15 protein-coding genes are annotated in these 12,701 nt (G+C 72.1%); 8 read left to right on the forward strand and 7 right to left on the reverse strand.

The features are described from left to right. Positions 1-71 precede the first annotated feature (71 nt). Positions 72-632: a hypothetical protein gene (locus OO54_RS33225; protein WP_033209889.1), complete on the forward strand. Its 561-nt coding sequence runs from the start codon at positions 72-74 to the stop codon at positions 630-632. A gap of 225 nt (positions 633-857) precedes the next feature. Continuing rightward, on the forward strand, positions 858-1,898 hold the full coding sequence (locus OO54_RS33230; RefSeq protein WP_051787446.1) for a serine hydrolase domain-containing protein: 1,041 nt from the start codon (positions 858-860) through the stop codon (positions 1,896-1,898). Between the two features lie 12 nt (positions 1,899-1,910). On the opposite strand, the gene OO54_RS33235 is transcribed toward OO54_RS33230, so the two are convergent. Further along, entirely contained in the window at positions 1,911-2,462 is a 552-nt protein-coding gene (locus OO54_RS33235; protein ID WP_017239708.1) for a MarR family winged helix-turn-helix transcriptional regulator, read from the reverse strand. An 86-nt stretch (positions 2,463-2,548) separates the two neighbouring features. Between OO54_RS33235 and OO54_RS33240 the strand changes: the two genes are divergently transcribed. Then, on the forward strand, positions 2,549-3,772 hold the full coding sequence (locus tag OO54_RS33240) for an MFS transporter (RefSeq protein ID WP_051787448.1): 1,224 nt from the start codon (positions 2,549-2,551) through the stop codon (positions 3,770-3,772). 38 nt (positions 3,773-3,810) lie between these two features. Then, positions 3,811-4,920: a hypothetical protein gene (locus tag OO54_RS33245; RefSeq protein ID WP_033209891.1), complete on the forward strand. Its 1,110-nt coding sequence runs from the start codon at positions 3,811-3,813 to the stop codon at positions 4,918-4,920. Positions 4,921-5,190: 270 nt separating this feature from the next. On the opposite strand, the gene OO54_RS33250 is transcribed toward OO54_RS33245, so the two are convergent. Continuing rightward, a complete protein-coding gene (locus OO54_RS33250; RefSeq protein ID WP_033209894.1) occupies positions 5,191-5,994 on the reverse strand; it encodes an alpha/beta fold hydrolase in 804 nt (267 codons plus the stop codon). Positions 5,995-6,120: 126 nt separating this feature from the next. Between OO54_RS33250 and OO54_RS33255 the strand changes: the two genes are divergently transcribed. The 3 genes from OO54_RS33255 to OO54_RS33265 are packed head-to-tail and all read left to right on the forward strand — an operon-like array spanning position 6,121 to position 7,761. Continuing rightward, positions 6,121-6,555 carry a hypothetical protein gene (locus tag OO54_RS33255; protein WP_017239704.1) on the forward strand — a complete coding sequence of 145 codons (435 nt, stop codon included), beginning with the start codon at positions 6,121-6,123 and terminating at the stop codon, positions 6,553-6,555. Between the two features lie 11 nt (positions 6,556-6,566). Further along, complete coding sequence (locus tag OO54_RS33260) at positions 6,567-6,989, forward strand: thiol-disulfide oxidoreductase DCC family protein (protein WP_078905473.1); 423 nt, start codon at positions 6,567-6,569, stop codon at positions 6,987-6,989. A gap of 10 nt (positions 6,990-6,999) precedes the next feature. After that, complete coding sequence (locus OO54_RS33265) at positions 7,000-7,761, forward strand: TetR/AcrR family transcriptional regulator (RefSeq protein ID WP_017239702.1); 762 nt, start codon at positions 7,000-7,002, stop codon at positions 7,759-7,761. 35 nt (positions 7,762-7,796) lie between these two features. On the opposite strand, the gene OO54_RS33270 is transcribed toward OO54_RS33265, so the two are convergent. The 3 genes from OO54_RS33270 to OO54_RS46515 all read right to left on the reverse strand — a co-directional run bounded on the left by OO54_RS33270 (position 7,797) and on the right by OO54_RS46515 (position 11,133). Continuing rightward, positions 7,797-9,350: an ABC transporter substrate-binding protein gene (locus tag OO54_RS33270; protein WP_033209897.1), complete on the reverse strand. Its 1,554-nt coding sequence runs from the start codon at positions 9,348-9,350 to the stop codon at positions 7,797-7,799. 196 nt (positions 9,351-9,546) lie between these two features. Beyond that, the gene (locus OO54_RS33275; protein ID WP_033209899.1) at positions 9,547-10,899 is read right to left on the reverse strand and encodes a metallophosphoesterase; all 1,353 of its coding nucleotides are present in this window, start codon (positions 10,897-10,899) and stop codon (positions 9,547-9,549) included. A gap of 27 nt (positions 10,900-10,926) precedes the next feature. Next, positions 10,927-11,133 carry an SCO4848 family membrane protein gene (locus OO54_RS46515; protein ID WP_234439668.1) on the reverse strand — a complete coding sequence of 69 codons (207 nt, stop codon included), beginning with the start codon at positions 11,131-11,133 and terminating at the stop codon, positions 10,927-10,929. 85 nt (positions 11,134-11,218) lie between these two features. Between OO54_RS46515 and OO54_RS47725 the strand changes: the two genes are divergently transcribed. Then, positions 11,219-11,452 carry an SCO4848 family membrane protein gene (locus OO54_RS47725; protein ID WP_033209905.1) on the forward strand — a complete coding sequence of 78 codons (234 nt, stop codon included), beginning with the start codon at positions 11,219-11,221 and terminating at the stop codon, positions 11,450-11,452. A 232-nt stretch (positions 11,453-11,684) separates the two neighbouring features. Here OO54_RS47725 and OO54_RS33290 read toward each other — a convergent pair whose 3' ends face one another. Further along, complete coding sequence (locus tag OO54_RS33290; protein ID WP_033209909.1) at positions 11,685-11,894, reverse strand: DUF397 domain-containing protein; 210 nt, start codon at positions 11,892-11,894, stop codon at positions 11,685-11,687. A gap of 190 nt (positions 11,895-12,084) precedes the next feature. Then, positions 12,085-12,498, reverse strand: coding sequence for a DUF7848 domain-containing protein (locus OO54_RS49060; protein WP_483414693.1), 414 nt, complete (start codon positions 12,496-12,498; stop codon positions 12,085-12,087). Positions 12,499-12,701: the final 203 nt, after the last annotated feature.

Consider the following 12,701-nt stretch of genomic DNA (forward strand, 5'->3'; position numbering starts at 1 on the left):
GGTGCTTCGGCCCGCTTCTGTACGCTGCGGCGTGCAGGAGCGGGCTTTTTCTTTGTGGAGGACGGGGACTGATGAGCGAGCCGAATCCTTACGCGGACGGTGAGTACAAGTGGGGGCCGGGGCAGCAGGGCGGGGCGTCCGGCGGCACTCCCGCCTACGGGTATCCGCAGGACGCGCCCGGATACGGCTACCCGCAGGCCGGGTCCACCCCCGCGGCCGGCGTGCCGTACCAGCCGACCCTGCCGGGCGGGGTGCCGATCCCGCCGCCGCACGCGCCGGCCGGCTCGGGGGCGCCGCTGCTGAGCCTCGGTGACATCACCGTCGTCGGCGACCAGATCATCACGCCGGCCGGGTCGATGCCGCTGAAGGGCGCCGTGTGGAACGCGATGGACATGTCGCGGACCGAGGAGAAGCTGCCCACCGTGGCGATCGTGCTCGCGATCGTCTTCTTCATCTTCTGCCTGCTCGGCCTGCTGTTCCTGCTGATGAAGGAGAAGACCACGACCGGCTTCATCCAGGTCACGGTGACCAGCGGTGGCCGGCACCACGCGACGATGATCCCGGCGACCGGCCCGGACACCATCCACTGGGTCATGGGGCAGCTCAACTACGCCCGCTCGCTGAGCGTCTGACCGCCGGTCGGGGTGTCGGCCGGCGTTCCGAGCCGCGCGTCGAGGCGTCGGCCGGGGTGTCGGGTCGGTACTTCGGGGCGTCGGCCGGGGTGTCGGGTCGGTACTTCGGGGCGTCGGTCGGGGTGTCCCGGTCGGCGCGTCGGGGTGATCCCTGAGGGGCGTACCCGGGTCGGACCAGGGTCGTCCCCGATGGTCCGCGGGTCCGCGGCGCGGGAACCTTGATCCATGACGAACTCCACGAACTCCTGGATGCGCAAGACTCGTTGGTCGGTCACCGCCGCGGCGGCCGCACTGGTGGTGGCGGGCACGGCGGTGGCGCCCGCGGCGGCGTCGGCTCCCGTGCGGCCCGCGGCCGCGGTCGCTCAGCGGGGCCACGTCGACTCCGCGGCTCTGCTGAAGGCGCTGGAAGGGCTGCCCGACGACTACGTGCGGGGCGCGATGGTGCGGGTCACGGGGCAGGAGGGGCGGTGGAGAGGGACGGCCGGGGAGTGGACGGCGCCGGTCGATTCGGAGTTCGCGATCGGCAGCATCACGAAGCTCTTCACCTCCGCGATGGCGCTCCAGCTCGTCGGCGAGGGCCGGCTCTCCCTGGACGACACGGTCCAGGAGCTGCTGCCCGGCCTGTTGCCCGCCTCCTACGAACCCATCACCGTCGGGCAGTTGCTCAGCCACACCAGCGGCCTCCAGAAGCCGCGCTGCGCGCGGCCGGGCACCCCGGTGGAGGTCGTGACCTCCGCGGTCTCCTGCGACGCCCCCGCGGCCCCCGGAACGGTCGTGCGGTACAACGGCATCAACACCTTCATCGTCGGTCTCGTGATCGAGGAGGTGACGGGCCGGTCGTACGGCGAGGAGCTCCGCGACCGGATCGTGCGGCCGCTGGGGCTGCGCCACACCTCCCTGCCGGCCGATGACTGGGCGTGGGCGGAGGGCGGGATCGTCTCCCGCGCCTCCGACCTGGAGCGCTTCTTCACCGCACTGACGCGGGGCCGACTGCTGCGGCCCGCCGAGCGGGGCCTGCTGTTCACGACGCCGGCGATACCGGGTGCGGACTTCAGCTACGGAGGCCTCATGCGGTGGGAGGTGCCCGGAGGCGGCCCGGTGGTCTGGGGCAAGACGGGCTCGAACCGCGGGTACACGAGCGGCATCTTCGCCACGCCCGACCTGCGGCGGGTCGTCGTGTACTCGACGCTCCCCACCGGCGCGGACGCGAAGGAGGAGACCATACGGGTCAAGCAGATCGCGAGCGCCGGCTTCGCGGGCGCCTGACCGGCGGCGGGGTCAGCCGTGCCAGCCGCCGGTGGGGTCGGTGGACTCGGCCTCGACCATGATCCGGCGGAGCATGTCGTTGAGGAGGGCGCGTTCGGCGGGGTCGAGGACGCCGAGGAGGCGGTACTCCTCGTGGCCGAGGACGTCCATGGCGCCGAGCCAGGTCTCGCGGCCGGAGGCGGTGAGTTCGACGACGACCCGGCGCCGGTCGGTCGTGGACTGGGTGCGGCGGACGAACCCGCGCTTCTCCAGGGCGTCGAGGCGGCCGGAGACGGAGGCGGGGGCGAGGTCGAGGTCCTGGGCGAGTTCGGAGGGCGCGGCGCTGCCGCCTCGGCCGGCGAGCTTGTGGAGGGTGTCGAACTCGTGGCGTTCCAGGTCGAAGTCGACGAGGGACTGCTCCCTGACCCGGCGGAAGTGGACGGAGAGCTTCTTCATACGGGTGACGGCGCCTTCGACGACGGGGTCGAGCGCGGGCAGGACGGGCTGCCAGCGGGCGACGTGCTCGTCGGTCCAGTCCCGCGGCTCGGGTGCGCGTGGGGCGGGTGGTTCCTCGGGAAGCGCCATGAGGTGATCGTACGTCGGCGGGTGGCCCGGCTCACGGGAAAGTGTTTCGTTGACGAATTATTCGGAACCGAAATACTCTGCGGCGCATGGCTGCCACTCCCGAGGACACCGTCGCACCCGCAACACTCCCGCACCCCCTCCGCACCCGCTCCTTCCGCCTGCTCTTCACCGGCCGCGTCCTCTCCCTCCTGGGCGACGCCGCCATCCCCGCGGCCCTCGCCCTCGCCGTCCTGGAGGCCACCGGCTCGACCGCCGCGCTCGCCCTCGTCCTCGGCTGCGCGATGGTCCCCAAGCTGCTCCTGCTGCCCCTGGGAGGGGTGGTCGGCGACCGCTTCGACGCCCGCACGGTCGCGCTGACCACGGACCTCGTCCGCTGCGCCACACAGCTCCTCGTCGGGGTCCAGCTGCTCGGCGGCAACCCGAGCCTGGCGGTCCTCGCGGTCGCCGAGGCGCTCGGCGGCGCGGCCGGGGCCTTCGCGATGCCGACCGTGTCACCGCTGGTGAAGGGCACGGTGGAGGCCGCGTCGCTGCACCGCGCCAACGCGGCGATGGGAGTCGCCCAGAGCGCCACCCGGCTCGGCGGGCCGGCGCTCGCGGGCACCCTGGTGCTGACCGTGGGACCGGGGTGGGCGTTCGTCCTGGACGCGGCCACGTTCGCCGTCAGCGCCCTGCTCCTGACGGCCGTGCGGGTCGAGCGGGTGCCGATCCCGCGCCGCTCCCTGCGTGCCGACCTGGCGGAGGGATGGCAGGAGGTCCGGTCCCGGGACTGGTACTGGACGAGCCTGATCGGGCACAGCGCCTGGAACGGGGCCGCGGCCGTCCTGATGACCCTCGGGCCCGCCATCGCGGTGCACCGGCTCGGCGGGGCCGCCACCTGGGTCATCCTGCTCCAGGTGGGTGCCGTCGGCCTCCTCCTCGGGGCGCTGCTCGCCGGCCGGGTCCGCCCCCGGCGCCCGGTCCTGACCGCGAACCTCGGGCTCGCCACGTACGCGCTGCCGCTGGTCCTGCTCGCCGCCGCCGCGCCCGCGCCGGTGACGATCGCCGCCTACGGCCTGGCGCAGGCGGGGCTCGGATTCCTCTCCCCCGTGTGGCAGACCGCCGTCCAGCGGGCGATGCCCGCCCACGCGCTCGCCCGGGTCACCTCGTACGACTGGCTGCTCTCGCTCGCCGCGATGCCCCTCGGGTACGCGCTCGCGCCGCTCGCCGCCTCCGCCTGGGGGCCCGAAGTGCCCCTGGTCGCCGCCGCGGTGGTGGTCGGCGGCTGCTGCCTGGGCACGGCGTTCGTACCGGGGGTGCGCAGGCTCACGTAACGGGCGGGGTGTCAGTGGGGTCCTCTACCGTCGTGCGCATGGTGGTTCGGACGGCGGGGAAGACGGGTCTGCGCGACAGGCTGGACGAGGCGCTGGCGCGCGAGCTCACCGAAGGGCCCGGAGCGGTCGGCGAGTTGCTCGGGTCCCTGGAAGCGGCAGGGCGCCGGGAATGCGCGCTCGCGCTCCAGCTGAAGGCGTGCCGCGGCACGCCGCACCGGACTGCGCCGGCCCTCGCCGACCTGGCCGGGCAGGAACTGGGCTGGAGCACCGAGGAGTCGGACCTGCTGCTGGCCCGGCTCGTCGGGAAGGACGCGAGGGTCGCCCCGCACGAGCTCCAGGGCGCGTTCGGGACGCTGGTGCCGATCGCCCTGTCGGCGGCCGAGCAGGCCGGGGAGTTCGACCGGGCCCGGGTGCGGGCCCTGCGGCGGACGGTCGACGCCCTGGACGGCCTCGGGGGAGCCGAGTTCGCGCCGGTCCGGGACCGGATGGACGCCCTGCTGCGGCGCGAGCCGCCGACCGTGCCCGGTCGGCTCCCCCACCACCTCCTCGACGGTCTCGACGACTTCGGACCCGCGATGCGCGCCGCGCACGGGGAGCTGCTCGCGGGGGCGGGCGTGACGGCCTTCCTGGACCACTGCGCCCTCCTGGACAGACCCCGGGCGACACGCGCCTGGCGCCGGACGGCTTCGGCGCTGCTCGTGGAGGCCGAGCGGGGGCCGGAACTGGTGCGGCGGCTCCTGGAGGGGATCGCCGCGCAGCCCGAGCACCGGATCAGCGACCTCGGCCCCTGGGCCCTGAACGTCCGGGGCATCGCCGGCGACACCAACACCCCGCTGGTGAGGGGACTGCTGTGGGCGTCGCTCGACATCTCCGCCGACTGGGCGGTACCGCTGGTGGCGGCCGTGGCGCTGAACGCGGGCACGGGCCTCGGCGGCTCCGGAAGCACCTGTCGCAGTCGACCGCTGGCCACGACGGCCGTCGCGGTGCTCGGCGAATGCGCGGGCGCACGGGGCGAGGAGGCCGCACGGTGGCTCGCACGGCTGTCGGGGACGGTGGTCAACCGCACGGTCGCCAAGGGGATCACCGCGGCCCTCGACGCCGTCGCCGCGCGTGCGTGCGTGAGTGACACCGTCGCCGCGCGTGCGTGAGTGACACCGTCCGCCGTCCGCAGTCCGCGGTCCGCGGTCCGCGGTCCGCGAGCGTCACGCCGAGGGTGGCGGGGAGGGCCGGGCCCTCGACGGCTGAGCCTGTCGACGGCTGAGCCTGTCGACGGGTGCGCCGTCCACCGCGGGCGGCCCGGTCACCGGCCCGGTCGTCGCCGCGCGGATGCGCCGGGCCAGGTCACCGACGCGGGCGTCGCCGCGCGGATGCGCCGGGGTCGAGCCCGGGCACGCCCACAGGCGTGCCCATGGCGCCGGTCATCCGGCCACGGCCTCCTGGGCCGCGTTCTCGGGCGCCTGCGTGGTCTCCGCCAGGAAGGCGATGAGCAGGCGGGCGGTCTCCTCCGGGCGTTCCAGGGAGGGAAGGTGGCCGGCCCAGTCGAGGTCGAGGGCGCGGGCGGCGGGGAGGAGGCGGACGAGTTCGGCGGCGACGGCCCGGAAGTCGGGGACGTCGTGGGCGCCGGCGGCCACGAGGGCGGGCACCCGGATGCCGGCGATCTCCTCCTTGGTCACCCCGGGGTTGACGGGGTGGTTCTCCTCGGGGGCGGCGAGCTGGACGTCGAAGATGTGCCGCTGCGCTTCGCGGACGAGGGCGCGGTCGGCCGGTCCGGCCTCGGGGCCGAGCCAGGTGTCGACGTTGAGTTCGACGGCCGCGTCGAGGTCGCCCGCCTCGATGAGGGCGTCCTCGCGGGCGCCCCAGGCCCGCAGTTCCTCGCTCGGCTCCATGCCGGGGATGCCGGAGGCGAGCAGCGCGAGCGTGCTGACGCGGTCGGGGTGGCGGACGGCGAACTCCAGGGCGACCCGGCCGCCGAAGGAGGATCCGACGACGGCGGCGCGGTCGATCCCGAGGTGGTCGAGGAGGTCGCGCACGTCGTCGGCGTGGGTGTGCGCGGCGTCCATCGGGCTGTCGCCGAAGCCTCGGAGGTCGCAGCGGACGACCCGGTGTCCGGCCGCGGCGAGCGCGGAGAACTGTCCGTCCCACATCCGGCGGTCGCAGACCCCGGAGTGCAGCAGGACGACGGTCGAGGGGCCGTGGCCGGCCTGGTCATGAGAGAGCGTCATTGGGCCGACCCTATGCGTCGGATGAGCCTTTGGCCATCGCTATTCCCCGGACGACTTGAACACGTTCAAAGATGGGTCTACAGTCATGCCCGTCAGCTTTTGAACGTGTTCAAGGGAGGGTGGGGCATGGACCTCACTGTCGTCGCGTACATCACCTATCTGCTGATCAGCGTGGCCCTCACGATCTGGGTCGCGCGGACGCTGAGCCGCAACGGGAAGGTCTTCCTCGCGGACGTCCTGCACGGCAACGAGAAGCTCGCCGACGCGGTCAACCACCTCCTGGTGGTCGGCTTCTACCTCGTCAACTTCGGCTTCGTCGCCCTCTACCTCGGCCAGGACGACGCCGTCCTCGACGCCCGGGCGCTCTTCGAGGCCCTCTCCGTCAAGCTCGGAGTCGTCCTCCTCGTCCTCGGCTTCATGCACCTCGCGAACGTGTACGTGCTCAACAAGATCCGCCGACGCGGCGTCATGGAGCGCGAACAGGTGCCCCCGGTCCGCCCGCAGGGCTGGACCGCGACCCCCAAGGGCGGCCCCTGGGCCCCTCCGGCACCCCAGCGCTGAGCGGGCACACCGTGCCGACACCGGACGCGCCGACGACCCCCGTCGGGCACCTGACCGTGCTGTACGACGCCGAGTGCCCGCTCTGCGTGCACCTCAGGCACTGGCTGCTGCGCCAACGGCAGCTCGTCCCGCTCGAACTCGTACCCGCCGGGTCTCGGGAGGCGACGCGCCGCTTCCCGGAACTCGACCACGCCGCCACCCTGCGGGAGATCACCGTCGTCGGGGACCGGGGCCAGGTCTACCGGGAGACCGCCGCCTGGATCGTCTGCCTCTGGGCGCTCGCCGACCACCGGGCCACGGCCCACTGGCTGGCGACCCCCGCCGGGTGGCCCTTCGCCCGGGGGACGGTCCTGGCGGCCGCGAAGTGGCGCGCCGCCCTGAAGGGGCCGTCCTGCGCGGACGGCCACTGCGAAGTGCCCGGTACGCCCGGCTAGGCTCGGCCCCGTGAAGGACGTGAACGAAGAGAAGAAGGCCGACGACAAGAAGGCCCCCAAGAGCGAGCAGACCCGCACGCTCATCCTCGAGACCGCGCTCCGGCTGTTCAAGGAGCGCGGTTACGACAAGACGACGATGCGGGCCATCGCCCAGGAGGCCGGGGTCTCCGTCGGCAACGCGTACTACTACTTCTCGTCCAAGGAGCACCTCGTCCAGGGCTTCTACGACCGGATCGCCGAGGAGCACCAGGCGGCCGTCGAGCCCATCCTGACCGGCGCGGAGAAGGACCTCACGGCACGGATCCGCGGGGTCTACCTCGGCTGGCTGGACATCGCGGAGCCGTACCACGAGTTCGCGTCCCAGTTCTTCAAGAACGCCGCCGACCCGGACAGCCCGCTCAGCCCGTTCTCTCCCGAGTCGGAGGGCCCGCGCGAGGCCGCGATCGAGGTGCACCGGCGGGTCATCTCCGGCGCCTCGGTGAAGGTCGACCCCGAACTGAAGGAGGCGCTCCCCCAGTTGCTGTGGCTCCAGCAGATGGGCCTGGTGCTGTTCTGGGTGTACGACCGCTCGGAGGGCGCGGCGAACAGCCGGCGCCTGGTGGAGCGCCTCGCGCCGGTCACCGCCCGCGCGATCTCGCTCTCCCGCTTCCGCATCCTGCGCCCGCTGGTCAAGGAGACGCACGAGCTGCTCTCCGACTTCATGCCCACGGCAGCCGGAATGGCGGCCTCGGGCAAGCCCAAGCGGGCCACCGCGAAGCCGCCGAACGCATAGGCCCGCCCCGGGGGGCGGGCCCTGAGCGCGGTCCGCTAGATCCAGGCGAGTTCCCACAGGCGCCAGATGCCGGTGCCGTCCGTGAGGTACTGGGAGCCGGCGACGGCCTCCGTGGAGAGGACGTAGTCCTTCTTCTGCCACAGCGGGATGAGCGGGACGTCGGTGGCGACCATGCTCTGGATCTCCCGGAAGTCCGTGGTGGCGCGGGAGCGGTCGCTGTACTGCTGCGTCGAGGAGATCAGCGTGTCGATCCGCTTGCTGGAGAAGCCGTTGTGCAGCGTGTTCTGCGTGCCGACCAGCGGCGCGGTGAAGCTGTCGGAGTCGGGGAAGTCGGGGAGCCAGCCGACGGTGTACGCGTCGTAGGCGCCGCGCGCGTACCCCTTCTGGAAGTTCTGCCAGTCCGCCTCGACGACCTCGACCTCGAAGAGGCCGGTCTCCTCCAGCTGCTTCTTGATCTCGGCGGTCTCGGCCGCGTAGGTGGCGTCCTTGCGGAACCCGAAGGTGAACTTCACCGGCGTGCTGACGCCGGCCGCCCGCAGGAGCCGCTTCGCCTTCTGGGCGTCGGGCGCCGGGTCGACGTCGTAGAACGCGGTGCTGTGGCCGACGAACCCCTGCGGGATGAGGGAGTACAGCGGCTCGACCGTGCCCTTGTAGGCGCTGGTGGTGATCGCCGGGCGGTCGATGACGGCGGCGACGGCCTGCCGCACCGCCCTGCTCGCCATCGGCGAACCGGGCCGCACGTTGAAGTTGATGTTGCGGATCTCGGCGCTCTCCGCCTCGGTGACCCGGGTCCCGTCGCCCGTCTCCAGGGTCGACAGGTAGTCCGGCGGGAGCTGCCGGTGCGTGACCTGGACCTCCTTCGCCTTCCACGCGGCGGAGAGCTCCGCGGACTGGCCGAAGTACTTCACGAGGACCGGGCCGCCGGTCTTGGTGACGGCGCCCTTGTAGTTCGGGTTGGGCTCCAGGCGGGCGGACTCGCCCTCCTTGTACTCCTTGAGGACGTACGGGCCGGAGCCGTCGACCGCGTTGCCGGCCCGCAGGCTGTCGGCCGGGTACTTGCTGCTGTCGACGATCGAGCCGGCGCCCGTGGCCACCTTCAGCGGGAACGTGGCGTCCCGGCCGCTCAGGTGGAAGGTGACGGTGCGCCCGTCGGCAGTGACGCTCTTCAGCGTCGGGAACAGCGGCTGCGGACCGACGTCCGTCTTGATCCGCAGCATGCGCTCGAAGGAGTACTTGACGTCCTCGGCGGTGATCTTGCGACCGCTGGAGAAGCTCAGGTCGTCGCGGAGCGTGCACTGGTACGTCGTGAGCTTGGTGCCCACGAACTTGCAGCTCTCGGCGGCGTCGGGGACCGGCGCGCTGAAGCCCGGCTTGAACGTCAGCAGCGACTGGAAGACGTTGCTGTACATGGCCCAGGAGCCGGCGTCGTAGGCGCCGGCCGGGTCCAGTGAAGTGACCTCGTCGGTCGTGCCGACAGTGATCGGATCGGTCCGGCCGTCGTCGGAGGGCAGGAGTTGCCAGCCCCCCACTCCGGCGGCCACCAGTACTCCACAAGTGATGAGGATCCGTAGACGGACCGTCGACCGCATTGCCGTGCTTCCTTCATTTGGTGCCACCCCAGAAGCGACGAACCCCCCGATCACGCCGCGATGGCGTCATCCCATCACACCGCTTTCACAAGTGGAAGAGAAAACTTTCACACCACAGGTATATGTCCGGGATATGGGAATTTAAGTCGATGAGCAGCACGTATCGACCTCGACGCAGGGAGTGACCCTGTGCCGATTAGGCCTGTTTCGAGGCGAGTTCGACGATCGTGATGTCGGACGGCGCCCCGACCCGGACCGGCGGCCCCCAGGCGCCCGCGCCCCGCGAGACGTACAGCTGGGTGTCGCCGTACCGTTCGAGCCCCGCGACGGTCGGGTTGGCCAGTTCGGCGAGGAAGCCGCCGGGCCAGAGCTGGCCGCCGTGGGTGTGGCCGGAGAGCTGGAGGTCCACGCCGTGGCGCACCGCGTCGTGGACGACGATCGGCTGGTGCGCCAGGAGGACCGAGGCACGTGCGCGGTCGCGGTCGCCGAGCGCCCGTACGAAGTCGGGTCCCCGGCCCTCGCTCTCGCCGGCGACGTCGTCGACGCCCGCGAGGTCGAAGCCGGCCGCGATCTCCACGCGCTCGTTGCGCAGCGGGCGCAGACCGAGTTCGCGTACGTGGTCGACCCAGGCGTCGGCGCCCGAGAAGTACTCGTGGTTGCCCGTCACGAAGAACGAGCCGTGGCGGGCGCGGAGGCGGGCGAGGGGCTCCGCGGCGGTGCCGAGGTTCTCGACGGTGCCGTCGACGAGGTCGCCGACGACGGCGATCAGGTCGGGCTGGGCGGAGTTGATCGTGTCCACGATCCGCTGGGTGTGCGCGCGGCCCAGGATCGGCCCGAGGTGGATGTCGGAGACGACCGCGATCCGGTAGCCGTGCGCGGCGCGCGGCACCTTGGCCAGCGGGACGGTGACCCGCTTGAGCTTCGGGCCGCGCAGCACGCCGTACGTGCCGTACCCGACCGTCCCGACCGCGACGGCGGCCGCCGAACCGGCGACGACCCGCGAGACGAACAGCCGACGGGAGAGGTCGGAGGAGACGGGCTCCGCCGAGGCCGGGTCCGGGGTCGGGGTCGGGTCCGGGGTCGGGGTCGGGGTCGGGTCCGTGGCCGGGGCTGCCGCCGGGGCCGGGGCCGGGCCGTGCGGCGCAGGCCGCCCCGCCGCCGCGGGGGCCTCCGCCGGCACCGCGACGGGAGCGGAGGAGCGTACGGGCTCCGCCGGGGCGGCGGCCGCCGCGCGGCGGGCGAGCCAGGCGCGCAGGACGGGACGGACCGCCTCGCCGACGGCCAGCGCGAGGGTCACGTAGAGGAGCAGGGCCAGCCACAGGAACCCGGGCCAGGCGACGGCCCGCTGGAGCGCGAAGGGGGCGTCCGCGCGGCCGGAGACCAGGGCGGCGAGCGAGAGCAGCGGCAGGGCCACCAGGGCGGCCGTGCCGAGGCGGCGGGGGACGCTCCCGGGCGTCGTCACGTCCCGCACGAGCCGCTGCCACACGTACCGGTGGACCGCGCCGAGCAGCGCGAGGACCACGACCAGGACCAGCAGGAAGGCGACCACGCCCGAACTCCCTCTTCCGTTCTCCGGCTAGGCGCTGTGACCGTCGTCGCGGCGCCCGGCGCGCACACCGCGCAACCCGATCGCCCCGATCACCGTCCCCAGGACAAAGGACGTGACGGCGAGCAGCAGATGGACCCAGAAGTAGGCCGTCGGGTCGCCCGCGTCGTCGAACGCGAGGCCGCTCCCGTCCTTCCAGAGGTTCTTGACGAAGGTGATCCATCCGTAACTAACCACTAGCGTACAGAGGGCCGGCTCCAACGCGCCACGAGGGCGGTTCGATACTGGCAGGGAACGACATGCCCACCCTGAAGGACTGCCCATGAAGCTCAGCCGCCGTGTCTCCTGGTTCCTGCTCGCGTTCGGGGTCTGGTCTTGGGTGATCTGGGTGACCTTCGCGAAGAACCTTTGGAAGGACGGGAGCGGTCTCGCCTTCGACGACGCCGGAGACCCTACTGCGTACTTCTGGGTCCACCTCGCGCTCGCGATCACGTCGTTCATCCTAGGGACGGTCGTCGGCGTGATCGGCCTGCGGGGGCTGCGGGCTAGCAAGTAAAGAGCCCCGACCGCCCTCTACGGGGAAGAGGACGATCGGGGCAGTCGTAGAGCTAGTGCCTCCGCCAACGGGTGGGGGCGCGAGTGGCGCGAGTGCGGTAGCTCCAGAGTCCGTCACAGCCGGGCTGCCGCAGCCCGAAGAAGTCTCCGCACGCGGCACACCACGGCGCCCCCGACACAGGGTCCTGTAGGCCCGGCTGGCTGCATCGGGGGCACTGTGGCATGGCAGCCTCTCAGATGGTCAGGTCGTATTCGCCGGCCTTCACGGCGTCCGTCAGCGTCGTCCAGTCCTCCACGGACAGCGCGAGAACGTGGTCCGGCGTCTTACTGTCCCGGATGGCTACGACCCCCGGGATGTTGGTCGCCACCTCCGGGCAGTTGCTTACCTGCGGGTCTCGGCACGACTGGGCCTTGACGAACTCGAACTCCGGCCGCTTGGCCATTACGGGTTCCCTTCTCGTCGCTGCGTTGGAGGATGCACGGGCGGGGGTTCAGCCGACCTCAATGGCGTACCCCCGCCCGCTCCCGGCGCGGGCGCTCGCGAGACGCACCGCGCGGGTCTGGCTCCGCTCCCCGGTTCGGGACGGTCCCCGCAGACGAGGCCTTACCGGGGAGCGGAAATCTAGAGTCGTGTCACTTGTCGCGCGTCACGACGGCTATGTCCTCGTACTTCCGGCCGAAAATCGCGTGTCCGGTCTCGCCGGTATGCGCCATGCAGTCGACGTCAGCGCGCTCCACATCCGACGTCGGGGCGACGGACCAGCCACACCCGGACCGAAGGCACTGTGCCGTTACAGTCGGCTCACAGTCGGGGTGCCTGGAGATTCGGTGCGTGACGAAACGCAGTGCGCTCTTGACCGCGCTCACGACGTTGCCCCCTGCACCGGGTGGTGAACACCTGGATCCCCTGCATCTCCTCTTGCGTCGGCGGGCGCAGTTCCTGAGGCGGGGCGGACCACTCGCGGCCACCTCCCGGCGGACGGAGGTAGACACTCCCCTCGTACCGATCGACGACGCAGCCGATACGTCCCTCCGCGTCGACCGCATACCGGCTCTTCGTCGGCTGCCACTGCTCTTCAGGCATTGCTCACCGTCCCTGACGTCGCGTCACCTAGTGAGCGTCGGCCCCTCAGCCCTGCCCAGCTAAGGGTCTGCCGATCATCAAGGTGTTGCTTTCAAAGCTGGGGCTCGTTGGTGTCGTATGCGCATCCCGGACGAGACTCGTGATCAACTTGCCGTGAAGTTCGCGG

It is taken from the genome of Streptomyces wedmorensis (genome assembly GCF_000716445.1).
In the GTDB taxonomy this organism is placed as follows: Bacteria; Actinomycetota; Actinomycetes; order Streptomycetales; family Streptomycetaceae; genus Streptomyces; species Streptomyces wedmorensis.